The 23,718-nt window shown below is 66.3% G+C and carries 17 protein-coding genes; 12 read left to right on the top strand and 5 right to left on the bottom strand.

The window, feature by feature from the left end:
* The first annotated feature begins 19 nt into the window (after positions 1-19).
* The 4 genes from P0204_RS02030 to P0204_RS02015 all read left to right on the top strand — a co-directional run bounded on the left by P0204_RS02030 (position 20) and on the right by P0204_RS02015 (position 4,113).
* Positions 20-262 (top strand): hypothetical protein, encoded by a 243-nt coding sequence (locus tag P0204_RS02030; RefSeq protein ID WP_276221251.1) that lies wholly within the window; start codon positions 20-22, stop codon positions 260-262.
* Positions 263-308: 46 nt separating this feature from the next.
* On the top strand, positions 309-1,259 hold the full coding sequence (locus P0204_RS02025) for a zinc-dependent metalloprotease (protein ID WP_276221250.1): 951 nt from the start codon (positions 309-311) through the stop codon (positions 1,257-1,259).
* Positions 1,260-1,328: 69 nt separating this feature from the next.
* On the top strand, positions 1,329-1,970 hold the full coding sequence (locus tag P0204_RS02020) for a DUF3267 domain-containing protein (RefSeq protein WP_276221249.1): 642 nt from the start codon (positions 1,329-1,331) through the stop codon (positions 1,968-1,970).
* Positions 1,971-2,070: 100 nt separating this feature from the next.
* Positions 2,071-4,113, top strand: coding sequence for a beta-propeller domain-containing protein (locus P0204_RS02015; RefSeq protein ID WP_276221247.1), 2,043 nt, complete (start codon positions 2,071-2,073; stop codon positions 4,111-4,113).
* Here P0204_RS02015 and P0204_RS02010 read toward each other — a convergent pair whose 3' ends face one another.
* Together P0204_RS02010 and P0204_RS02005 are read right to left on the bottom strand one after the other, a co-directional pair.
* The gene (locus P0204_RS02010) at positions 4,114-4,464 is read right to left on the bottom strand and encodes an alpha/beta fold hydrolase (protein WP_276221245.1); all 351 of its coding nucleotides are present in this window, start codon (positions 4,462-4,464) and stop codon (positions 4,114-4,116) included.
* A 28-nt stretch (positions 4,465-4,492) separates the two neighbouring features.
* On the bottom strand, positions 4,493-5,038 hold the full coding sequence (locus P0204_RS02005; RefSeq protein WP_276221244.1) for a hypothetical protein: 546 nt from the start codon (positions 5,036-5,038) through the stop codon (positions 4,493-4,495).
* Positions 5,039-5,136: 98 nt separating this feature from the next.
* Here P0204_RS02005 and P0204_RS02000 point away from each other — a divergent pair, with 98 nt between their 5' ends.
* The 7 genes from P0204_RS02000 (at position 5,137) to P0204_RS01970 (ending at position 17,430) form a co-directional block, all read left to right on the top strand.
* On the top strand, positions 5,137-5,517 hold the full coding sequence (locus P0204_RS02000) for a DUF2237 family protein (protein WP_276221243.1): 381 nt from the start codon (positions 5,137-5,139) through the stop codon (positions 5,515-5,517).
* Positions 5,518-5,629: 112 nt separating this feature from the next.
* Positions 5,630-7,333, top strand: coding sequence for a methyl-accepting chemotaxis protein (locus P0204_RS01995; RefSeq protein WP_276221242.1), 1,704 nt, complete (start codon positions 5,630-5,632; stop codon positions 7,331-7,333).
* A 44-nt stretch (positions 7,334-7,377) separates the two neighbouring features.
* On the top strand, positions 7,378-10,134 hold the full coding sequence (locus tag P0204_RS01990) for an AAA domain-containing protein (RefSeq protein WP_276221241.1): 2,757 nt from the start codon (positions 7,378-7,380) through the stop codon (positions 10,132-10,134).
* A 199-nt stretch (positions 10,135-10,333) separates the two neighbouring features.
* The gene (locus P0204_RS01985; protein ID WP_276221240.1) at positions 10,334-12,097 is read left to right on the top strand and encodes a type II/IV secretion system ATPase subunit; all 1,764 of its coding nucleotides are present in this window, start codon (positions 10,334-10,336) and stop codon (positions 12,095-12,097) included.
* Position 12,098: 1 nt separating this feature from the next.
* A complete protein-coding gene (locus P0204_RS01980; protein ID WP_276221239.1) occupies positions 12,099-14,063 on the top strand; it encodes a type II secretion system F family protein in 1,965 nt (654 codons plus the stop codon).
* Position 14,064: 1 nt separating this feature from the next.
* On the top strand, positions 14,065-16,161 hold the full coding sequence (locus P0204_RS01975; RefSeq protein WP_276221238.1) for an Ig-like domain-containing protein: 2,097 nt from the start codon (positions 14,065-14,067) through the stop codon (positions 16,159-16,161).
* A gap of 48 nt (positions 16,162-16,209) precedes the next feature.
* Positions 16,210-17,430, top strand: coding sequence for a lactate racemase domain-containing protein (locus tag P0204_RS01970; RefSeq protein WP_379801903.1), 1,221 nt, complete (start codon positions 16,210-16,212; stop codon positions 17,428-17,430).
* Here P0204_RS01970 and P0204_RS01965 read toward each other — a convergent pair.
* Complete coding sequence (locus tag P0204_RS01965; RefSeq protein ID WP_276221236.1) at positions 17,416-19,059, bottom strand: PH domain-containing protein; 1,644 nt, start codon at positions 19,057-19,059, stop codon at positions 17,416-17,418. The genes P0204_RS01970 and P0204_RS01965 overlap by 15 nt on opposite strands.
* A complete protein-coding gene (locus P0204_RS01960) occupies positions 19,056-19,517 on the bottom strand; it encodes a PH domain-containing protein (protein ID WP_276221235.1) in 462 nt (153 codons plus the stop codon). The genes P0204_RS01965 and P0204_RS01960 overlap by 4 nt, the downstream gene beginning before the upstream one ends.
* 149 nt (positions 19,518-19,666) lie before the next feature.
* On the opposite strand from P0204_RS01960, the gene P0204_RS01955 reads away from it, so the two are divergent.
* A complete protein-coding gene (locus P0204_RS01955; RefSeq protein WP_276221234.1) occupies positions 19,667-20,728 on the top strand; it encodes a hypothetical protein in 1,062 nt (353 codons plus the stop codon).
* Between the two features lie 50 nt (positions 20,729-20,778).
* Here P0204_RS01955 and P0204_RS01950 read toward each other — a convergent pair whose 3' ends face one another.
* Positions 20,779-23,529 (bottom strand): ATP-dependent helicase, encoded by a 2,751-nt coding sequence (locus tag P0204_RS01950; RefSeq protein WP_276221233.1) that lies wholly within the window; start codon positions 23,527-23,529, stop codon positions 20,779-20,781.
* Between the last annotated feature and the right edge of the window lie 189 nt (positions 23,530-23,718).

Raw genomic sequence — 23,718 nt, 5'->3', positions numbered from 1 at the left:
CCCGTCTACCCCCACGTGTATGACGAAGATCACGTTCTTCGAGTTCCATCTAGACGGTGCCGAGTTCACGGCGAACGCACCGGGAAGCGGACAGGAAGAGGCCGACGAGGCGGGCGTCGAGACGGCAGTTGACGCCGACGAATCGGGAGCGGGTCCGTTGCTCGCGCTCGTCGGGTTGGTCCTCCTCGTCGGACTCGTCGTCGCCGCCAAGAAACTGCTGGGCGGTGACTCCGAACTGTCGTCGGAGGCGATCGAGGCGTAGCGCAGTCGGGGAGAAGGCATATCCCAGTCGCTCCCGTGGTCCGGGTATGGGCCTGTATCACAGCGTCCGCGCCGTTGCCGGAGCCTCCGGGGACGGCCCGATCGACTGGGCCGCCGTCGCAGAAGCCGCCAAGGAGTCGACCGAACCGGGTGATCTGACCGTCTCCGAGGCCGAGCAGTCGGGCTACGCAACCGACGTCCGTGACGCACGCGATCGCGTCCGGGCGGTCGGAGGTATCGAGTTCGACCTTCCCGAGACCGTCGAGATCCAGCACCGACACCACTGGATCGACGCCAACATCGAGACGTTCAGGCGGGTGATGGCACCGATCGAACAGCAGGCCGAGATGGTCCCCGGCGTCGCCCGGGTCGTCAACACCGGGTCGATGGCGTTTACCCTCTCGTTTCTCGCGAACAACGTCCTCGGCCAGTACGACCCGCTGTTGCTGGCCGACGGCGACGAACACGCGCTGTACTTCGTCCGTCCGAACATCCAGCGAGTGGCCGAGCAACTGAACGTCGACGGCGACCGGTTCCGCCGCTGGATCGCCTTCCACGAGGTGACCCACGCCGCCGAGTTCGGTGCCGCGCCCTGGCTCTCGGAACACATGGAGACGGCGATGGAAGACGCCATCGAGAACCTCTCCGGCGGGAGTCTCGACCGTGAGTCGCTGGGCCAACTCGACACGACGATGACGGCCGTCGAGGGGTACGCCGAACTCCTGATGGACCGTGCCTTCGACGACGAGTACGACGACCTGCGGGCGAAGATCGACGCCCGGCGGGAAGGGAGAGGCCCCCTCGCCGAACTGGTCCGGGAGTTGCTGGGCATGCGGATGAAACGCCAGCAGTACGAACGCGGCAAGGCCTTCTTCGACGTGGTGGCCGACGCTCGCGGGGTCGCGGCGGCGGGACGGGTCTGGGAATCGCCCGATCACCTCCCGACCGACGCCGAGATCGAGGACCCGCAGTTGTGGATCGACCGGATCGATCCCTGACCCACGGGGGTCCACGTCAGGTGGCGACGCCGCGGTAGTTCTATGCGCTCCCCGCTGGTACGTCGGAACGTGCCAACGAGCCAGTACGAGCCGTCAACGACACTGACGCCGGCATCGCCCGACGGCTACGGTCCGCCGGAGGAGTTCCACTACTCGCTGCCAGCCATGCTCGGGCTGATCCTGCTGTTGCTCGGCCCGGCACTGCTACTGTTCGGGAGCCTCCTGTGGTACGGCCAGGGCAGTACCGCGCTGGCTGAGTTCTTCGGTGTCACGGTCACCGACGACACGGCCTTCGAGGCAACCGTCCCGATCGCCGTCGGTGGCGTGTTCGTCGCCGCTGTCGTGGCCGTGACCGTCCTCCACGAACTCGTTCACGGGCTCGCCTTCCGACTCCAGGGCTATCAGGTCTCTTACGGCGCGGCCCCGCAACTGGGCGCGTTCTACGCCGCCGCGTTCCACCAGTTCCAGACACGGAACGACACCATTCTCGTCGGTATCGCGCCCCTCCTCGTGCTGGACGGACTCCTCGTCCCGTTGCTGTTCGTCCCGGTTCCGACGCTCGCGTTCTTCGCCTTCGTCGCGTTGCTGTTCAACACGTTGGGGGCCGCCGGGGACCTCTACTTCCTGGCTCATCTCCTCCGGATGCCCGCCGACGCCCTGCTGTACGACAGCGACATCCGCCACTCCTACGTCTTCTATCCGGAATCCTGAGGGGGGTTCCAGCGGATCAGGGGATCTGTCCGCCGCCTGTCGGTAAAAATTCGTCTTGAACGAAAGGTATCTTATCGGTACTGTCGTGTGAACGGCCGATATGCGAACACAGTACACCGCTGTCGTGTTCGTCGCCCTGCTCGTCGGATCGCTCGTCGGGGCTGGTACGGTCTTCGCCGTGGCGCCCCCGGGTAGCGACGATAGCTCCACCCAGTCCGAACCCGACACGGCCGGGACGACGACTGTCCCAGCTGTCGAGGAATCCGAGACTGGAACACGCAGCGCCGTCGCCCAGTTCGGCAGCGAAGCGGCGTTCGACAGCTACGTCAGACGGGGGCTGCGCCGAACCGAACAGCGCCAACCCAACCCGCGACCGGTCGTTCGAGACGGGCCGAATCTGAGTATGAATGTCCCGCTGGCGACCGATGCCGCAACGGACGACACTGGAGGGACCAGGAGTGTCGTCGAGACCCCGTCACGTGTCGGCACGACGAACGTCCAGATCGCCGGTATCGACGAGCCCGACGTTGTCAAGACCGACGGACGGAACTTCTACTACACGCCCGCTCGGGCAGGGAGTCCGGTGCCGATCTTCCAGCCGCAGGGCCGGCCGACGGACATCTCGGCGCTTCCGGACGCCGAACGTCCGGACCAGGCGACCCACGTCATCGACGTGACCGATCCCGACGCCCCCGAGGTCCACAGCGAGATCAGCGACTCCGGGAAGTTGCTCCAGACCGGCGATACCCTGGTCGTGATCGGTCATCGGAACGTCACCGGCTACGACGTCAGCGACCCCGAAAACCCGGAGCAGTCCTGGGAACGCTCGCTGAACCACACCGCTGTGACCGCGCGACTGCAAGACGGGACCGCCTTCCTCGTCACGCGATCCGGTGTGGGCCTCGATACGCCGTGTCCGATCAGGCCCCTCGGAGCGGACCACGCGATCGCCTGCGGCGACGTCTACCGACCCGAGGCACAGGTTCCGGTCGACGCGACCTATACGGCGCTGTCGATCGACGCCGCGGACGGGACGGTCGAGGACTCGGTCACCTTCGTCGGGACCAGCAAGAACACGGTCGTCCACATGTCCGGGGACGCGCTGTACGTGACCTACACCGAGGAGACGAGCCAGGCCCGGCAACTCGGTGAGTTCCTCCGGACCGAGTTCGACGAAACGCCGGACCACGTCGAGGATCGAGTCGCCGAGATCCAGTCGTACAACATCTCCGCACGAGCGAAACACCAGGAGATCAACCGCGTCTTCGATCAGTGGCTCGCGACGCTTTCCGCGGAGGAACGCGAGCGACTCCGTGCGGAGTTCGACCGCGAGTTCGCCGACTACCGCGGGGCTCGGCAACGCAACGCGACCACGACCGGAATCGTCCGCGTCGGGATCGACGACACCGACCTCTCGGTCGAAGCGACCGGGACAGTACCTGGCAGGCCGCTCAACCAGTTCTCGATGGACCAACACGAGGGGACCCTGCGGATCACGACGACGATCCCGGCGGTCGGGACCGCCGATAGCACGAACGATCTCTCCGTTCTCGACAGTCAAACGCTTGAGAGACGCGGTTCCGTCACCGACATGGGGGTCACCGAGCGGGTGTACTCGGTCCGCTACGTGGACGATACCGCCTACGTCGTCACGTTCCGCCGGATCGATCCGTTCCACGTGGTCGATCTCTCCGATCCCGACGACCCCGAGGAGACCGGCGAACTGAAACTCCCTGGCTTCTCGTCGTACCTACATCCCATCGACGACGACCACGTCCTCGGTATCGGGAAGGAAGACGGTACCGTCAAGACCGTCCTGTTCGACGTCTCCGACCCGTCGAACCCGACGATCGACGACCAGCGGGTGCTCCGGACCCACCGCTGGTCCGCGATCTCACAGAGCCACCACGCGTTCACGATCGACCGCAAGCACGGCGTCTTCTTCCTGCCGGCCGGCGAGGACGGGGTCGTGATGAACTACACTGACGGATCGGTGTCCGAAACGGCGACGATACAGACCAACGGGACGGTCTCGCGTGCCCGCTACGTCGAGGACTACCTCTACGTCTTCAGCGACGACGAGGTCGTCGTCGTCGACGAACGGACCTGGGAGCGGGAGACGACGCTGCGACTCGACGACTGACTACTTCCGGTTTCGGTCCGGTGACCGGCCGTTCCCGTCGGCCGCACGCGGCTGCTCGTCCTCGCCACTGCGCTGTTGTTCGCGCAGCGCGTCACCCGGCGTTCGGCCGCGTTGAACCGTCTCGCTGCGCTCGTCGTACGCGATCCCGCCGACGCTGTCGGGGATCGTAAACCAGGCGAGCACTCCCCCCACGACGGTAGACCCGATCGTCACACCGGCCACGAGCGGGAGTCGGGCACCGGTGTACAGCGTCACCAGTCCCATCGACAGCCCGACCAGGAGTGCGAACCCGACTTTCAGCCGTTTGACGAAGGCTTTCCGGTCGTCCTCGGTGATCGACGGGCCGACCATCAGCGTCCACCCGCTCCCGCAGCGATCATCAGTAGAACCCCCGTTCGACGTCCTCCTCGATGACGTCCTCGAACTCCTTGTCGAGGAGTTGCTCGGCCTCCTCGAACGTCTCGGTGAGGTCGTCCATCCGCTCGGGGCGGTCGTGCTGGTCGAACTCCATCGGCCCGTAGGCCGGCGAGTCGACGGCGTCCATGATGTCTTCGAGCATCGCTTTCGGGGTCGTCGGGGCGTCGGCGTGTGTCTCCAAGACCGTCTCTAGCTTCTGTGCTTTCGCTTCGGCTTCGTCCGCGTCTTCGACTCCCTGCTGGACGCCGAACAGTCCGCTTCCGTCTTCGGGGAACAACGGGTCGATCTCGTCGTCGACCCGTCGGGCGACCTGCGAGCCGACCCCCTGGACCTCGAAGGGGTTTTTCGCGTAGGTCTTCATCTGGTAGACCCCAGCCTCGGGGTGGCCGAAGTAGATGTCCTCGCCGATTCCGTTCGCGCGGTCGCCCCCGACGGCCCGCCAGCCGCCAGGGTCAGCGTTGCTCTCCGTAACGTCGTCGAGGATATCCTGCCAGTCACGAACGCGCATTGTCGATTGTGCGTTCGGTCTGGTATCGAATGAAGCCATCGGTCCGATGGCTTCGAGGCCACCGAACCACTTTCCCGGCCAGCGCCGCCAGAGCTGATATGGAGAGCGAGACCAACGTCCTCGGTGGCGAACTCGACGGGTGCTCGATGGACCCGGTGACGGGGTTCATGCGGGACGGCTACTGCTATCCCCTCCAGCGTGACCCGGGGCGACACGAGATCTGTGCGGTACTGACCGAATCGTTCCTCCAGTACAGCAAGGCACAGGGGAACGACCTCGTCACGCCCCGTCCGGAGCTGAACTTTCCGGGGTTGGAGCCGGGCGACCGCTGGTGTCTCTGTGTCCCACGCTGGATCGAAGCCGAAGCGGCCGGCCACGCGCCGCCAGTCGTCCTCGAAGCGACGAGCGAGGCCGTCCTCGAAGACGTTTCGATGGAGACACTCCGGGAGAACGCACACGAGGACGGTCAGACGGCCTGACCCGGCCGTGTCCGTTCTCCTGTGAGGACTCCGGTGTCACCCGATCCGAGTTATCAGCATCTGATAACAACGGAGAACGTTAAAGAGGATTTCCGAGGGAGATCCGTGTAGGATGATCGATAGCCTGATCGCGTGGTACAAGACGCAGATACGCCGGTCGCTTGATCTTGTCGGTGTCGCCGACTCTATCGAGCGGAAGGTTCTGGCCGCCGTCGCGATACAGTTCGGTGTCTCGATCGGACAGGCGGTCGTCGCGCTGGCAGTCGATGGCCTGCTTCAGATCGCCCTCGCGGGGCTCCTGCTCGTGGGTGCAGGGGTCGCCTTCGCCAACACGTTCTTTATCACCCGCGAAGATCTGGTCGAGCCGATCACGACGCTCGCGGACCGTGCCGACCGGATCGCCCGTGGCGAGGTCGATGTCGAGGTCCCCGAACACGACCAAGACGACGAGGTCGGCAGCCTCGTCGACTCCTTCGGTGCGATGCAGGGCCATCTGGACGTGGTCTCTCGACAGGCCGACGCCCTCTCACGCCAGGAGTTCGACGCACCGGTCCTGGAGACGGACGTGCCCGGAACCTTCGGGGAGTCGCTGGATCGGATGGCCGACAACCTCGACGCCTACACGACCGAACTCCAGGAGATGACCGAGCAACTGGAGGTCCGTTCCGAGCGGTTACAGGAACTCGTCGAGGCGTTCGGCGCGGCGGCCGAGCAAGCAAAGGACGGCGATCTCACGGCGACGATCGATCTCGACATCGAGACGAACGACGACGAGGCCGTCGAGGCGGTCGTCCGGAACTACAACGAACTCGTCGGAACGCTGGCCGACACCCTCGGCGAGGTCACGACCTTCGCCGGATCGGTCTCGGAGGCCAGCAGCCGCGTCAGCGAGAGCATGGCGGAAGTCGACGCAGCCAGCGACGATATCGCCCGTTCGGTCCAGGAGATCTCGGAGGGCGCGACAAAACAGGACGAACTCAACGCCGACGTGGCCAGCGAGATGAACACACTCTCTGCCACCGTCGAGGAGATCGCTGCGACGGCCGACAACGCGGCCGATACCGCCAGGACTGCGGCAGAGCGTGGCCAACAGGGCCGGGACGAGGTTGCGGACGCGATCGAGGAACTCGACACGCTGGAGGACCGGATCGACCACATCGCGGACTCCGTCGAGCGGTTGGTCGACCACGTCCAGGAGGTCGACGACATCATCGAAGTCATCTCCGAGGTCGCCGAGGAGACGAACATGCTCGCGCTGAACGCCTCGATCGAGGCCGCTCGCGCCGACGAGTCGGGTGCCGGCTTCGCCGTCGTCGCCGACGAAGTCAAGGCGCTCGCAGAGGAAACGCGCGACTCGGCCGACGACATCTCGGGGCTCATCGCGGAGGTCCAGAACGCTGCCCAGGACACCGCGAGCGATGTCCACGAGATGCACGACCAGGTGACCGACTCGACGAGTACGATCGAGTCGGCGCTGCGTGACTTCGAGGACATCGTCGACGTGGTCGGCGAGGTCGACGAGGCGATGCAGGAGATCTCCGATGCGACCGCAGAACAGGCCGAGACGACCCAGGAAGTCGTCACGATGGTCGAAGAGGTCGGCGAGGTCAGCGACCGGACGAGTCGGGAGGCCGAGAGTGCCGCCGCAGCGACCGAGGAACAGACCGCGACGATCACCGAGGTGAGCGGCGACATCGACGGTGTCGCCGACAGCACCGACGATCTGATGGCGCTGCTGTCGACGTTCGAGTTCGGCGACGGGGCCGTCCCGGATTCGGACAGTCGTCCCACGGCCGTTGCGGACGGCGGCCGCTGACCCTCACCGACAGCGTTTTTCCGTGGCCCCCCGTGACACGACGCGTGCAACTCCGCGGCGTCGTCGTCGACGTGGCCGATCCGAAGACGGTCAGTACACAGTACGGTGAGAGCGAACTCTGTGAGGTGACGGTCCGACCCGAGCGGGGCGCCGGCGAGCCGACGACGGTGACCCTGTGGGGCAAGTGGACCGAGACGGCCGACTATCTCGAACCCGGAATGGAACTGGCGGTCTACGACGCCGAGCAACGGCAGTACCAGGGGGAGACCCAGTACTCGGCCGGCGGTGACGCCAGTGTCGTCGTGGAGCCGGACTTCCTGGTCGACGTGACCGACATCCGGGCGTGGGTCCAGTGTCCGCGGATGTACTACCTCCGGAAACTCGACGGGGCCGAGTTGGCTTATCCGCTCGTGAAGGGGACCGTCGTCCACGAGGTGTTCGGCGACCTCCTTCGTGGGCGGGACCTCGACGACGCGATCGAAGCCCAGATCGAGGCCGCGGGACTCGACATCGGACTGCTCGGGCGCGAGGCCGACGAGGTCGCCGGCGACGTGCGCGACCACGCGGCGGCAATCGAGGGGTGGCTCGAACAGGGGACGCTGACCGAACGCGACGAGTGGCGCTCGGAGATGACGCTCATCTCCGAACGGTACGGCATGAAAGGGCGGGCCGACGCCGTCCGACGCGGGATGCCCGTCGAGTTGAAGACCGGCAAAAACACCAAGCGGGAGCCGCGCTTCCAGGACAAGATCCAGGCGACCGCCTACGCGTTGATGCTGGGCGAGCGGGCCGCCAACACCCTGGCCGCCAGCGACGTGATGGCCGACGGCGGCACGACGAGTCCGCTGGAGGCTGCGCCCGACACCGGGACCTTGCTCTACACCAAAAACGCCGCGGTCGACAGGAACGAGGAGAGCGGCGACCTCTCGCCGGCAAAGGAGTTCTCGATCGGCTCCGGCCTGCTCCAGTACGTGATCCGCACGCGCAACGAGATCGCGGCGATGGAACACGATACCGACGTTCCAACCGGCTACGAGGCAAACGCCAAGTGCGAGTACTGCTTCGAGCAGGACACGTGTATGGCCGTCTCCGGCCGTCTCGATCAGGAATCGAAGGCCGGCCAGGTCGGAGTGGCGATCCCGGAAGAGGAACGGGAGTACTTCCGGCGGTTCTACGACGCCATCGAGGCCGAGCGCCGGGCGGTCCACCGCGAGTACGCCAAACTCTGGGAACAACTCCCCCAGGAACGGGCCGACGACGACCGGGCGCTGATCGATCTGGAACCGCTCGGCCGCCGGGAACTCGACGGCGGACGCTGGGAACTGCGCGCTCGCGGGACCGGCGCGGTCTCGAAGATCCGCGAGGGCGACCTGGTGCTCGCGAGCGACGGCCACCCGATCACCGGCGACGCGGAACTGGCCCGCGTCGAGCGTATCGGCGGCGGAGACCAGGCAGACGGAACAGCGAGCGCCGATGGTGGCCGCGAGATCGTCGTCACCGTCGACGAACCGCTCTCGGTCCGCCGACTGGACGTCTACCCCTCGGAGTTGACGACCGATCGGCTCCAGAACGCGCTCCACGACGCGCTGTTGACCCAGTCCCCCGAGCAGAAGGACGTCCTCTTCGGCCGTCGCGCTCCTGAGTTCGACGAACCAGCAGAGACGTTCATCGACAACAACGACGCCCAGGACGACGCGGTCGCCAGGGCCGTCGGCGCCGAGGATTTCGCACTCGTTCACGGCCCACCGGGTACCGGCAAGACCTACACGCTCGCCCGGATGGTCCGGGCGCTCGTCGAACGGGGCGATCGGGTCCTGCTGTCGGCGTTTACCAACCGCGCCGTCGACAACGCCATCGAAGCGTTGGAGGAACAAGGTTACACGGACATCGTCCGCGTCGGAACCGAGAGCGGCGTCCGAGAAGACATGCAGAAGTACCGACTCGACCAGTCCGGCGATCCGGGCGAGTGTGCGGGCCGGCTCCAGGGTGCCCAGGTGGTCGCCGCGACGACGGCGACCTGTGGCTCGACGGCGATGGCGAGCCAATCGTTCGACACCGTCGTCGTCGACGAGGCCGGTCAGTTGACCGAGCCGGGGACGCTCGCGGCGACGACGCTGGGCGATCGGTTCGTCCTCGTCGGCGACCACCAGCAGCTCCCGCCGGTCGTCCAGTCCGAGGACGAGACGCTCACGCGGTCGCTGTTCGAGCGACTCATCGACGCCCACCCCGAGGCCGGCGTCATGCTCGACAGACAGTATCGGATGGCCCAGCACATCCAGGCGTTCGCCTCCCGGGAGTTCTACGACGGGCAGTTACGTCCGGCCAACGGCGCCGTCGCGGCACAGAAAGTCGACGACCTCGACGGGGTGACGGTCGACGCGCTCCCGAGCCATCTCCGGGAACGCGTCTCCTTCGTCGATCCCGACGGCTCGCGCACCGGGAACACGAACCCGACCGAGGCCGACGCCGTCGCCGACGTAGTCCGGGCCTATCGCGAAGCCGGGGTCGCCGCCGCCGACATCGGCGTCATCGCCCCCTACCGGGCGCAGGTCGCGGAACTGAACCGGCGGCTGTCCGACGTGGCCGTCGACACCGTCGACCGCTTCCAGGGGTCCAGTAAGGAGGTGATCGTCGTCTCGTTCGTCGCGACCGGCGATCTGGACGGTCCGCTGTTCGAGGACTACCGACGGATCAACGTCGCACTCACCCGAGCGAAGAAGGCCCTGGTGCTGGTCGGCGACCGGACGGCGCTCTCTTCTGACGAGGTGTACGAGCGGATGGTCGAGTGGGCCAGCGGCTGATGGTGAATATTGTCGCGATGTAGCGGTACGCGCCTTCCCGGGTGTCGGCGTGATCCGGAACCGATCTACAACGATCACTGTGAGTCCGGTCGCTTCGCCGGGTTATCGACCTGTTCGCCGCCAGACTGTCGACGGAACGATACTCCTCGTGTGACTCACACAAATGGTTTTACCGTGGGTGACTCACATACGATAATCAATGTCCGGCCCGGAGACTGACCGAGACGGGGACCCTTCGGAGGCTGCCGACTGGGCCACCCGGATCGACGAGGACGCCGACATTCCCCAGCCGGATGACGAACCGCTCGATGCGGGTCGTGACCGGCCGGACGAGAACATCGAACAGTTCGATCCGGTCACGGAGCCACCACCGGAGCCACAGCAGACGGTCGTCGGCGACCTGAAAGCGTACTTCGAAGCGTACGACGGGGATTTCGCGCCTGCGCCATCCGAGGGGTTCCTGGAGACGGAGTTTTTCGATTTCACGTACCGCGAGGGGGTCGAAGAGATCGACCGGTACTGGGTCGACGAACCGTTCGCGTACGTCGCGATTCTCGACGACGGCGGCGATATCCAGTACCACGTCGTCGAGCCGACGCTGTCGGAGTTCGAGCGGTACGTCCAGGAGGACATCATGGTCGACTTGCGGGACATCCTGATGCACGTCCGGCCCGGCGAGACCGACCGAACCCAGCGGTTGACGACGGAACTCGATACGCTGTTGAGTCGGTACGCCCGGGGTGCGGACCCGGGCTCGCTGCACAAGATCAGATACTACATCGAACGGGACCTGCTGGGGTACGACCGGATCAGTCCGCTGCTCGCCGACCGGAACCTCGAAGACATCTCCTGTGACGGGACCGACATCCCGGTCTACGTCTACCACCGGGAGTATCGGGACATGCGGACCAACATCTCGTTTTCGGCGGACCGGCTGAACTCGCTCGTCGTCCGGCTCGCACAGCGGTCCGACAAGCACGTCTCCGTGGCCGACCCGATGGTCGACGCCAGCCTGCCGAACGGCTCCCGGATCCAACTGACGCTCGGGACCGAAGTCAGTTCCCGCGGGTCGAACTTCACGATCCGGCAGTTCTCGGACGTGCCGCTGACGCCGATCGACCTGATCCAGTTCGGGACCTTCTCCGTGGAGACGATGACCTACTTCTGGATGGCGATCCAGAACAACCTCTCGCTGTTGTTCGCCGGCGGGACGGCGTCCGGCAAGACGACCTCGTTGAACGCGATCTCGATGTTCATCCCGGAGAAGAACAAGGTCATCTCTATCGAGGACACACGCGAGATCACGCTCCCCCACGAGAACTGGATTCAGAGCGTGACTCGGGAGGGCCAGGCGTCCGGAAGCGGGGACATCGGGATGTACAAACTGCTGGAAGCCGCCCTGCGACAGCGTCCGGAGTACCTCCTGGTCGGCGAGATCCGGACCGAGCGGCAGGTCGCGCTGTCGTTCTTCCAGGCGATGGCGACGGGCCACGCGGCGTACACGACGATGCACGCTGACTCGACTGCGACCGTCCTCTCACGGTTGCAGAACCCGCCGCTGTCGGTGCCCGAACAGATGGTGCGGGAACTGGATATCACGGCGATCCAACAGCAGATCTTCGTCGGGGACCGTCGCGTCAGGCGAAACGTCGGCATCTCCGAACTGGAACGCGGTGACGGCGAGTCGACGGGGGTCCGTGATATCTACGAGTGGAACCCGTCGACGGATAGCTTCCGGGGGGCACAGAAATCGAAGAAACTCCGCGAGATCATGTACATGAACGGCTGGGACGAACCACGGCTGGAACTGGAACTCTCCAGACGGGAGCGGTTGTTGCGATACATGGTCGAGGAGGACATCTCCGACTACGAGTCGTTCCAGGCGATCATCTGGGAGTACGACCGGAACCCGGAGGACGTGATCGAACTGCTGGACCGTGACGCAGTAGCGGAACTGGTCTGACATGGCGGTGCCCGACCGGACCGAGACACAGCGCTGGCTCGTTCGACAGGTGTCGTGGCTCTACGAGCCGCTCCGACGGTTCTTCTCGACCCGGACCGACCGCCATCTCGGACTCCGGGAGACGCTCAACGCGGCCAGGATACCGGTGACCGTCGAGGAGTATCTCGCCCGGTCGACGGTGCTGGCGATAGTCGCGGCCGTCTTCGGGATCGCTGTGGGCGTTGCGGTCAGTTGGTGGGCGGCGACGACCGGCCTCCTGTCGACGCTCTCGGGGGTCTCCGGAACGGGTGTCGTGGGTCAGGTCGTCAGCGAGAACCGCACAGTCGTCGTCAGTATCGTCCTCCCGGCGGTCCTCGCGGGGCTGTTCGGGGTCGGGACCTGGTACGTCCGGTACTATCTCCCCGGGCAGAAGGCGACGGCCCGGGCGAGACGGCTCGCACTCGTCTACCCCTCGGGCGTCGCGTACATGTACGCGCTCTCCCGTGGCGGGCTGGACATCGTCGAGATCCTCAGACGCCTCTCGGAGGACGAGGATACCTACGGCGAAGTGGCTCGCGAGGCGGCGCTGGTCACGAACCAGATGGACTACCTCGGACGGGATTTCCCCCAGGCGCTCCGGGAGGCCAGCGAGGTGACGCCGTCCCCGATACTCAGTGACTTCTTCAGCGACCTCCTGAGCATCGTCGAGTCCGGTGGCTCCGTCGAATCGTTCCTCGCGGACCAACGGGAGGACGCTATCCAGGACGCACGGTCGGTCCAGGCCGAGTACCTGGAGCGGGTGGAACTGTTCGCGGAGGTCTACGTGACGCTGCTGATCGCCGGGCCGTTGTTCGTCCTCATCCTGCTCATGGTCATCGGGATTACCGGGACGTCGACGCTGACCGAGGTCAACGCGATCGTCTATCTCGGCATCCCGGGTGGATCGGTGTTGTCGATCCTCGTCCTCGACCAACTGGGTGCGCCGTTCCGACAGAACGCGCTCACGGCCGATGCTCCGGTCTTTGACTCCCCTGCTGTCCCCGATCAGGAGGACGCTAAGGCCTACGCGAAACGGAAACGGCGAGCGAAGCGACTCGATACGCTGACACACCCGTGGCGGCTGTTCGTCGAGCGACCACTGTGGGTGCTCGTCCTCTCGGTCCCGCTCGCTCTCGCCGTCGTCGGCGCACTCGTCGCGGGGAACGTCGTCGCTGTCAGTATGTCGGCTCTGCTTGGGGCACCGCTGGGGACGACGGCACTGCTGATCGTCCTCCCGCTGTTCGTCGCACTCGGCCCGCTCGCGGTGTTTCAGGGGATCCGTCAGCGGCGACTCGATACCATCCGCCGCCGGTTCCCCAGCGTCCTCTCCTCGTGGGCCAGCGCGAACCGGATGGGACTACGACCGTCTGAGGCCCTCCGGATCGCCAGCGAGCGGGCAGACACCGCGCTCTCTGCGGAGATGGAGCGGGTGAACAACGAGACGGCGTGGTTCGACGACCTGCGGGGTGCGCTGTTGCGACTCGCTCGCCGCTCCCGGACCAGGATCGTCACCCGGACGCTGCGTCTCATCGTCGAAGCCGACGAGGCCAGCGGGAACCTCGACGAGACGCTGTCGGTCGCCGCGGAGGACGCACGGATGCAACGCGAACTCGAACGGGCGCGGAGTCGCGAACTGTCGTCCTACGTCGTCGCAGCCATCGTCTCGTTTTTCGTCTATCTGGCTATCCTGCTGCTCATCAACGAGTTCTACTTCGAACAGGCAGTCGCGGTCGGCCAACAGGCCGGTGACCAGGCGACGGAGCTCCCCGTCAGCCTCCAGTCGATCGACGCCGATGGGTTCAAACTCGCCTTCATCCACTCCTCGCTGGTCCAGGCGCTGTTTATCGGGCTCATGGCGGGGAAACTCTCCAGGGGAAACGTCCTGGCTGGACTCAACTACAGCCTCGGAATGATCGCGATCACGCTACTCGCGTTCGGGGTGGTCTGAGATGAGCGATCGATTCCCGGGCGACAAGCGGGGCCAGTCGGCAGTCGTCGGGTTCGTCCTGATGTTCGGACTCCTGATCCTCCTGATGGGAATTTTGCAGGTCAGTGCCGTCCCCGCCTGGAACCAGGGCGAGGAGTTCGCCCACAGCCAGCAGGTCCGTGGCGAACTCGAACTGCTGCGGGACGACGTGACGACTGCGGCGACGAGCGGACGGGTCACCTCCGAATCCGTCACGCTCGGACTCCGGTACCCCAGACGGCCGTTCCTGCTGAACCCGGCGGACCCGGCGGGCCGGCTCACCACCACGGCCGTCGGGACCGTCGAACTGGAGAACCTCACCGCCAGCGGTGAAACGAACGACTACTGGGGTGGAGGGACACACCAGTTCGACACCCGCCACGTCGTCTACCGGCCGCGGTACAACGAGTACGACAACGCACCGACGACCGTGCTGGAAAACAGCGTCCTCTACGACCGCTTCGGAGAGCGAACGCTCCCCCTGACGGCCGAGCGGGTGGTCAGCGGTCGCCGGATCACGCTCGTGACGCTCAACGGCTCGCTCTCACGCAGCGCGACGACTGCCACCGACATCGAGGTGACGCCCGTGAGCGCACCCGAGCAGGTCACCAGTGTCGAGGGCGACGGGCCGGTTCGGATACGGCTCCCGACCCGGCTGGACGAGTCGACCTGGAACGAACTGCTGCAGGACGAACTCGTCCGGAACGGCGGCTACGTCTACGACAACGTCTCGGTCACGCCCGGGACACCGTACGACACCGTCACGATCACGCTGGACGGTGACCAGACCTACGACCTTCGCATGGCGAAGGTCAAACTGGGTGGCCGATCAGATCAGGCCACGGCCCACTACATCACGACCGAGGAGAACGCGCTCTCGACGCTGCCCGTCGGAAACTCGCGACGGATCGTCTTCGAGGTCAGGGACCGCTACAACAACCCGGTCAGCGGTGTCGAGGTCAACGTCACCAGGAGTGGGACGAACGGAACGGTCGCGCCGATCGATCCGGTGACGAACCGACGGGGCCACGCGGTCTTCCGGTACAGCGGGACAGAGCCGGGACCGGTGACGATCAACGGGACGTTCGACCCCAGCCCTGCCGAGTTGGAGACGGCGACGGTCCGTTTCGACGTGGCTGATGCGGGGGGCGGCACTGGCGACGACGAGGGACCGCTCGTGACCAGCGTCGACACGTCCGAGACGACAGCCAGCGGGCAGTCGATCCCCCACGGCGAGACGGTGACGCTGACGGCGACGGCGACGGACTTCCAGCGTGGCGGCGTCGACATCTACGCCGTCGAGTGGCGGTCCAACAGGACGGCCCCCGGTGGCACGTTCGCCCCGGCGGACGGGGAGTACGACAGCGTCGACGAGTCCGTCACCACGACCGTCGACACGAGCGGTTGGGACACCGGGGCACACAACCTCTCGGTCCGTGCCCGTGACGCCAACGGGAACTGGGGGCCGGTCGAGTCGTATACCGTCGTGCTCATGTCCGGGAGCACCGACCCACCGGGAGCGGTGGCCTACGACGACGCGAACGACAACGGCCGGTACGACGCCGGGGAGACGACGTACACGAAAGCCGAACTGGAGAACGGGCTCGACGACCCGGCTGTCCATCTCGTCGTCCCGAGCGACGTGGGGACGCTGGACCTCGGCGGGAACACACTCAGCACCCGAACCATGAGGATCAGGACCGATATCGACATCCGAGGTGGCGGCGTGCAACTGCGAGCCGAGGAGACCATCGATATCGCCGGACAGACGGTCGTCGTCCGCGGCGGTGACATCGAGATCAGTGCGGGAGAGGGTGGCTCCGGCCGACTCGTCGCCACCGGCGCGACGATAGACACCAACAGAGAGCTGCGACTGCGATCCAACGGTGATCTCTCCATCGACGGCGCTACGGTCAGATCGGGCTCCAGCCGGAACATCGAAGCGACGCTCGGCACCGACGGTGCGACACTGTTCGTCGACGGCACAACGATCAGCGACAGGGACGATACGATCGAGTACGCGCCCGGCGGCGTGACGGTCGACGGGACCCCGACACAGGGGAGTACCACGGCGGCGTGACGATCCGATACGCTTTCGCTCCCCGTCGACATAGCACCGGCAGTGACAGTGACGCTCCCGCTCGGCGATGGCACGGTCGACGTGTCGCTGCCGGACTGTGAGGTAACGGTCTGCGAGCCACCGGGCGGCGAGCCAGTCGACCCGGCGGCCGCCGCCGAGGCGGCGCTCTCGAATCCCCGTGGTCGGTCGCTGGATCACGTGGTCGATTCGGACGAGACGGTCGCCATCGTCGTCACGGACGTGACGCGGGCGACGCCGGACGACGTGTTGCTCGATGCCCTGCTCTCCCGCTTGCAGTCCCTCGGCGTCGCCCGCGAGCAGGTCACCGTCGTCGTCGGCCTCGGCCTCCACAGACCGATGACCGACGCGGAACTGGCCGACGCTCTGGGTGAGCACGCCGACCTGGCGACGAACCACGACCCCGACGCGACGGTGACGGTCGGTCAAGTCGACGGGGTCGACGTCGAGATCCACGAGACGGTGGCTGCGGCCGACCGCGTCCTGGCGACCGGGATGGTCGAACCCCACCAGTACGCGGGCTTTTCCGGCGGTGCAAAGACCGCCGTCATCGGCGCCGGCGGCGAGTCACAGATCGGCTACACGCACGGTCCCGATCTCCTGGCCAGGGACGGCGTCCGACTGGGCCGGGTCGAGGACAACCCGTTCCGGTCGTTTCTGGACCGCGCCGGCGACCGGGTGGGGGTCGACTTCTGTCTGAACGTCACCCACGGCCCGTCGGGCATCTTGGACGCGGCCGCGGGCGAACCGCGTGCGGTCGTCCAGTCGTTGGCGGCCAGTGCCCGCGAGGCACTGTCGGTCCCGATCGAGGGAACCTACGACGCGGTCGTCGCCGGCGTCGGCGCTCCGAAAGACGCCAACCTCTACCAGGCGACCCGGGCGGCGACCTACGTCGCGCTGGGTGACTACGACCCGCTGGTTCCCGACGGACGCATCGTCGTCCCGGCCCGCCTGCCGGAGGGGGCCGGCGACGGGACCGGAGAACAACGGTTCTACGAGTGGCTCTCCTCGGCCGAGAGTGCCGAAAGCCTGTACGCCGAGATGGCCGGCGGGTACGAACCCGGTGCACAGCGGGCCTTCGTCGTCGCCCGCGTCCTCCGGGCGTACGACCTCTACGTGACCGACAGCGAGCACCCGACAGTCGTCGAGGACTGTCTGATGCACGCGGCCGAGCACGTCGAGGACGCGATCGAGCCAGCCAGCGACGTGCTCGTCGTCCCGGACGCCCTCGACACGCTACTCGTCGAGTAGGTCGTCGTCGGATCGCTCGTCGTCCGGTCGGGTCTCCTCGACTTCCGGTTCGGTCTGTGAGTCGAGGTCGGGGGTGGCTTCTCGCCGGTTCCGCTGTTGCCGGCGCTCGGTGAGGGCGTCGTACAACCGCCTCCTGAGCGTCTCGCGTAGCTCCGTGGCCGTCCCCTCGTCGAGGTCGTACGCACGGGCGTCGCCACCCAGAACGCTCGCCGTACTGGCCGTATCCGCGCTCAGTGTCGCCAGGTGCCGCCAGCGCTGGAACGGCGAGCGCCCGACGAGGACTGTCTGTATCCGATAGTACGGCACCACACGGGTCGTCCGCCGCCAGAACCCGCTGCGCGTCGCGACGGCGTCGTCGTCAAGCGCGTAGCCGCGGTGGCGCCATCGGAGGTGTGCTGCGGGGATAGCGAGGGCGAACAGGCCCACCAGCGGCCACCAACTGCCCGACTGGAGGACGAACTGATCGACGGCGTACCCGACGGCGGTGAGTACCCCGGCCACGAGGGCGAACCGGACTGCGTAGCGACGGCGTGCACGCGCCGGCGGGCGCTCGAACTCCAGGTCGCCGAACGGTTCGATGTCCCGCGCCAGGTCGTAGACGGTGTCGCGTGGTGCCATCGGCACCGCCATGCCCTGTGTCGATCCCTGTGAACTGGCCGCGTAGCCGGCCGTCTCGACTACCAGCGTCGCGTAGCCGAACCGGCGCATGAGGATGTTCTCCCGGACGGTGACAGTCTGGACCTTCGCCAGCGGGATCGTCCCGCTGTAGCGCCGGACCAGCCCCCGTTCGTACCGGAGATCGTCGCCGTCCCGACTCAGTTTGAAGCCGTAGTATTCGAGCAGTGTGAGGACGATACTGACCACTACTGCGACCAGGAAGAACTGGGCGAGTGACAGGCCCGCGAGCGCGACCAACCGGGGGACAGTTGTCTCGCGGAGCACCGGAAGCCCGACGCTGTCTCCGGCCCCGACGAACCTGAGGTTGAACCGCAACACTTCGAGGACGAGATCCTGGCCCAGCGGGAGCCCCACGAGCGTCAGGACGGGTGCCGCGGGCCGAACGGACACGGCGGCGTAGGTCAACAGCTCTCTGGGGCCGAACGCGAACAGCTCGGTTCCGGCTGTCTCTCGCTCCGGCTCGTGGGTCGGTTCCTGCCCGGCCGACTCCGCGTCGGGACGGTCGGGTTCGGCCTGTCGGTCGTGTTGCTGGACTAGCCGGCGTAGCCGGTCGGCCTCTCCCATCTGGACCGACTCCAGTGTCGCCTCCGTCGCGCTCCCGCCGGCCGTCTCGAACTCGACGATCGCGAGCCCGAGTATCCTGTTGAGGATGCCCTGCCGGACATCGACGTTCTGGATTCGTCCCAGCGGAATCTCCCGGGACTGTCTGGCAAACACCCCGGATTCGACCGCGAGCGTGCCGCCCGTGATCTCGTAGCGAAAGCGCAGATAGCGGGCACCCGAGTAGGCACCGAACAGTGCCGCACCGCCAAGCGTCAGTCCCGGGATCGAGACCGCCGGGAGCGATCCCGTCCCGGCCAGGGCGCTCCCGGCAAAAAAGCCCAGGAACGCGCCCTGGAACATCGCCTGAGCGACGCCGATGACGCCGCTCGTTGGGTGGAGTCGCCTCATACTGCGTCGGTCGCCTCGCTCTCGATTGCCAGGTCCCGGAGCTGTTCACGCAGTTCGGTCGCTCGGTCCGGACGGAGGCCGGGGATCGTGATGTCCGCGCCGCGGGAGCCGGCGGTGTAGACGACGACACTCGCCAGTCCGACGCTTCGCTCGATCGGCCCGCGGGTGGTGTCGACATGTTGGACACGGACGTAGGGAACGGTCGTGTCGGTCCGGGTCAGGACTCCACGGACCAGGAACAGCGCGTCGTCCTGGAGGTCGAACCGCCAGATCCGGTGGGCCAGGACGGCGTGGACGATACCCACCACGACGAGCACGACCACGCCGCCGACGAGGATTGCCCGTGGCAGCGAGACGGCGAACCGGTCGATCAGGTACGCGACGACCCCGAGTATCGACAGTCGGAGGACCGTCGACAGGACCCACAATAGTCTCACCCGCGGGTGCAGCGACTCCATGTTCGACCCGAGGGGCCGACCCCGGATTAACGGTTTGGCTACGGGACGAAATTGGGTCGGTTCTGGCCCGGCCACGGAGCCGAGTGTGGCCCGATTCGACCGCGAGTTCGAAAAATCCCCTTGTACGCAGGTCCCGCCGCATGGCGTGTATGCCACGAACCCGACGGACGTTCCTGACCACGATCGCCGCCGCAGGTGTCACGCTCCCGGTCGCAGGCTGTACCGGAGGCGACGGGGACACCAGCGGCGGGGAGACGACGGAGACCGACGCGATGGACGGAGGCGGCGATTCGATGCAAGACGGCGGCGACTCTATGACCGAGGGCGGGGAGTCGATGGAGTCGACCGACCCGATGGGTGACGGGATGAGCCCGACCGACCCCGAGGACGCGCCACGGGCCTCCGTCGACCGGTTCAGCGACAGCGCGGGGACGCTCCACCGCCGGAGCCGGAACGGCGACCTCCCCGGACCGGACGCGGCGATCGACTTCGACTCGCTGTTTCTCACCCGGGGCTACGGCCCCGGGGGCGACATTGTCGAGTACTACGACTTCGACGTACAGCCGACCGAGTCAGCCCCCATCTACGCGCTGTTCTACGAGGACGGCGATCCTGTCGAGGGGCAGTTGAACATCGTCGACGTGCTCCCCGGCGACGAGGGGTACAACGACTTCTGGCGGGTCCACATGGTAACCGTCCCCGACGACTACGAAGCGAACACGGTGACCAGCGTCCAGGGCATCCGGGACGCCGGCTTCGATATCACGCCGACGGACACGATCAAGAACTGTCCGATCGTCCCTGACGGGTCGACCGCGTCGATGCGTCACAGCGCCGACGGGAGCCCCGCGTCGCTCGTCGAGGGGTGGTACGACGGCGAGGTGGTCTCGTACTTCCTGTTCGAGGAGGCCGCGCTGTCGACGACCGACGGGAGCGTCCCGCAGTCCCCGATCTACGTCACCTTCGAGACGAACCCCGGTGAGGACGGCGGCGGGCCGGCCTCCGGCTTCATGACCGAGACCGACAGTGATCAGACGCACAACGTCACGGCGACCGTCCCCGACGACGACAGCTACTCTCCGTTGTGGTCAGTCAACGTCTACGACAACGCCGATTTCGCGGCGGTCTCGGACCTCGACACCGCCGGCTCGGCGGAGATCCTGGCGGCCGGCACGGCGACGGTCAACTGTCCGATCGTCGCCGAGCAGTAGCCCGGTGACGGTCCGAGGGTGCGTGTCAGCACCCCGCTCGACCCTCCCGCTCACCCGTCGGTCGCGACGGCACCCTCGCCGTCGATCTCGTCGAGGACGCGCTGGTGGAACTCCTGGAGGACCGCCGACTCGTCCTCGGCGAGGACCACGTCGCTGGCCATCAGCGTCGCCAGGCCGAACGCCCTCGGTGTCGGTGAGTCGACCCGGGTGGCGACCACCTCGATCGCCCCCCGATCGATATCCGTCAGGACCGCCTCGATCCCGCTGACGTTGAGTTTGTCCTCCAGGATCTCGCGGTAGGTCTCCTCGACGACGGCGAACTCGCCCAACTCCTGGGCGAACGAAAGCAGCATCTCCGCGGAGACCTGCTGTTCGCTGGCGGACTTCTCGTAGCCCTTGTACCGCTTGAGGATCATCAGCGAGCGGGTGGCGTTGATCCGGAAGTACCGCTGGAGGAGGTCGGTCCCGTCGAGGCTGGCCCGTAAGTCCGTACGGATCGCCGTCGGGTCTATCTCGCGGATCACTCCCTCGATGTCGACTTTCCTGTTCAGGGGCATCGAGAGCGTGAAGCCGTTGTCGGCGACCGCCACCTGGACGTTGGCGTTTGCCGTCTGTGCGACGTGATAGGCCAGCAGGCGTGAGAAGCCGTCGTTGAACCGCCGGCCGTAGTTCGAGTGGACGTAGTACCGGCGTTCGTACTCGCCCTTGTCGAGTTCCTCCTCGACGACCAGCCGTTCGTCCGTCGAGACGCTCTCGCTGCCGGCGTAGGCGACCTGCTCGCGGAACATCCGTGCGACGGCGCGGACGCTGTGCTCGTCGAGAGGGTACTCACGGAGCCAGTTACGGACCTCGGGCATCCCGCCGCGTTCGAGTCTGCCCAGGAGGTCCCGCTGGAAGGTCAGTATCTCCCGGCCGAGGTCGTACGACAGCGGCAGTCGCTCGGAGAACCACGACGGGACCGTCGGCCGGGCGGCGGTCGGATCGACGTAGACCTTCGATCCGCGGCGGTAGCGGTACTCGTAGTTGTCTCCGCCCAGCACGAACACGTCACCTTTCTCTAACGTGTCCAGATACTCCTCGTCGAGTTGGCCGACCCAGCTGTCCCCGGCCCGAGTGAACACGTCACACGTGAACGAGTCAGGGATCGTGCCGATGTTGGTCATGTAGATGACCCGCGCCATCCGGCCACGCTTGCCCATCAGGGGTTCGCCCACGTCGTACTCGTCGTAGTGGTACTCCCCGTCGGGCGGGTCGTTGGTGTCCCGCCAGACCTTCGCGTAGACGTTCTTGTCCTCCATCCCGTCGTAGTCCGCCGTGAGGTACCGCAGCAGTTGCTCCCACTGCTCGTCGGTGTAGCCCCGGTAGGGGTAAGCCCGCTGGAGGATCGATCTGACCTCCCGTTCGGGCCGGACCCGGTTGATCGCCATCCCGTAGACGTGTTGGGTCGCCACGTCCTGGGCGTTCTCGGGGACGAACACACGGTCGACGAACCCTTCGTGGGCCTTCTTGAGCATCACGGCACACTCGATCAGTTCGTCACGGTCGAGTGCGACGACCCGCCCCTCGACAGTCTCGCCGAGCTGGTGGCCTGCGCGGCCGATCCGCTGGAGCAGGGCGGCGACCGACTTGGGCGAGCCGACCTGGACGACCAGATCGAGGTGGGGCATGTCGATACCCAACTCTAGACTCGTCGAGGTCGTCACCACGTCCAGATCGCCGGCTTTCAACGCACCCTCGATCTCCTGGCGTTTCTCCTTCGAGAGCGACCCGTGGTGACAGCCGGAGTTTCCCTCGTCGTAGGCGTCGAACCGTTCACGGAGCCGCTTGAGGACTCGTTCGGCGCCCGAGCGGGTGTTCGTGAACACGAGCGTGTTGGTGTGGTCCCGTATCAGTTCGTGGAGTTCGCCGTAGAACCGCTCGGTGACGACCTCCTGTGGAGTGTTGATGAGGTCGTCGGTCGGACAGGAGAGTTCGACGTCGAACTCCCGGGCGAAGCGGGTGTCGACGATCTCGTAGTCCCGGGAGTCGTACGCGCCGGTTTCGGGGTCGTACTCGCCGCCGACCAGGAACTCCGCGACGGTATCGAGCGGTTCGACGGTCGCCGAGCAGCCGATCCGGGTCGGCGAACCCTCGGCCATCGCCTCCAGCCGTTCCAGCGAGACAGAGAGGTGGGTCCCCCGTTTGTTCTCGGCGAGGCTGTGGATCTCGTCGACGATGACGTACTCGACGGTCCGGAGTTTCTCCTTGAACTTCGGCGAGTTGAGGAGGATCGCGAGCGTCTCCGGGGTCGTGTTGAGGATGTGAGGCGTCGTCTCCAGCATCGCCTGTCGTTCGCTGTCGCTGGTGTCCCCGTGTCTGATCGCGTGACGCAGCTCCACGTCCTCGCCGCGCTCGTCGAGTTTCCCGGAGATGCCCGACAGCGGCACCCCCAGGTTCCGGTGGATATCGTTGGCCAGCGACTTCAGCGGCGAGACGTACAGACAGTAGACGGAGTTGTCCAGTTCGTCGGCGCGGGCCTTCCCGAACAGTTCGTTGATGATCCCGGTAAACGACGCCAGAGTCTTCCCCGATCCCGTGGGCGCACAGATCAGGGCGTTCTCCCCGCGGTGGATCAGCGGGATCGCCTCCTTCTGTGGCGGCGTGAAGAAGCCGCCGTTCCCGGGGACGAACTCGCCGAACTGCTCGACCCACCACTCCTGGACGACCGGATCGAGCAAGTCGAGCACGTCGGCGTCGTCGATGTCGACCGTCCCGGCGTCGAACGACGGATCGAGTGCTGCCAGCCGCTCGCGTCCTCCCATTACCCGACGGTAGGACTGGGGCATCAAGTGGGTTCCGGCGCGGCCGGCCGACCACACTCCCGGGGGCACGGTGTTCGACCGCCTGGGCCGAAACCCCGTGCCGGCGAACGCTCCAGCGGGGTTTCACCGTTCGGGCCGACGGTGAAACCGAGATTGGAGTTATCACGAGATTCATTACGCTGGAACGTG

The sequence above is a fragment of the Haloarcula halophila genome, assembly GCF_029278565.1.
Lineage (GTDB): Archaea > Halobacteriota > Halobacteria > Halobacteriales > Haloarculaceae > Haloarcula > Haloarcula halophila.
This window is presented reverse-complemented; position numbering and strand designations above follow the sequence as displayed.

Excerpts from the sequence above, each read along its gene's own strand:
- P0204_RS02005 (WP_276221244.1), bottom strand. The coding sequence starts at position 5,038 with ATGCGCGTTCGTGACTGGCAGGATATCCTCGACGACGTTACGGAGAGC.
- P0204_RS01955 (WP_276221234.1), top strand. The coding sequence starts at position 19,667 with ATGCCACGAACCCGACGGACGTTCCTGACCACGATCGCCGCCGCAGGT.
- P0204_RS02010 (WP_276221245.1), bottom strand. The coding sequence starts at position 4,464 with ATGGTCGGCCCGTCGATCACCGAGGACGACCGGAAAGCCTTCGTCAAA.
- P0204_RS01985 (WP_276221240.1), top strand. The coding sequence starts at position 10,334 with ATGTCCGGCCCGGAGACTGACCGAGACGGGGACCCTTCGGAGGCTGCC.
- P0204_RS01960 (WP_276221235.1), bottom strand. The coding sequence starts at position 19,517 with ATGGAGTCGCTGCACCCGCGGGTGAGACTATTGTGGGTCCTGTCGACG.
- P0204_RS01965 (WP_276221236.1), bottom strand. The coding sequence starts at position 19,059 with ATGAGGCGACTCCACCCAACGAGCGGCGTCATCGGCGTCGCTCAGGCG.
- P0204_RS02025 (WP_276221250.1), top strand. The coding sequence starts at position 309 with ATGGGCCTGTATCACAGCGTCCGCGCCGTTGCCGGAGCCTCCGGGGAC.
- P0204_RS02000 (WP_276221243.1), top strand. The coding sequence starts at position 5,137 with ATGGAGAGCGAGACCAACGTCCTCGGTGGCGAACTCGACGGGTGCTCG.
- P0204_RS01975 (WP_276221238.1), top strand. The coding sequence starts at position 14,065 with ATGAGCGATCGATTCCCGGGCGACAAGCGGGGCCAGTCGGCAGTCGTC.
- P0204_RS01950 (WP_276221233.1), bottom strand. The coding sequence starts at position 23,529 with ATGGGAGGACGCGAGCGGCTGGCAGCACTCGATCCGTCGTTCGACGCC.
- P0204_RS02015 (WP_276221247.1), top strand. The coding sequence starts at position 2,071 with ATGCGAACACAGTACACCGCTGTCGTGTTCGTCGCCCTGCTCGTCGGA.
- P0204_RS01980 (WP_276221239.1), top strand. The coding sequence starts at position 12,099 with ATGGCGGTGCCCGACCGGACCGAGACACAGCGCTGGCTCGTTCGACAG.
- P0204_RS02030 (WP_276221251.1), top strand. The coding sequence starts at position 20 with ATGACGAAGATCACGTTCTTCGAGTTCCATCTAGACGGTGCCGAGTTC.
- P0204_RS01995 (WP_276221242.1), top strand. The coding sequence starts at position 5,630 with ATGATCGATAGCCTGATCGCGTGGTACAAGACGCAGATACGCCGGTCG.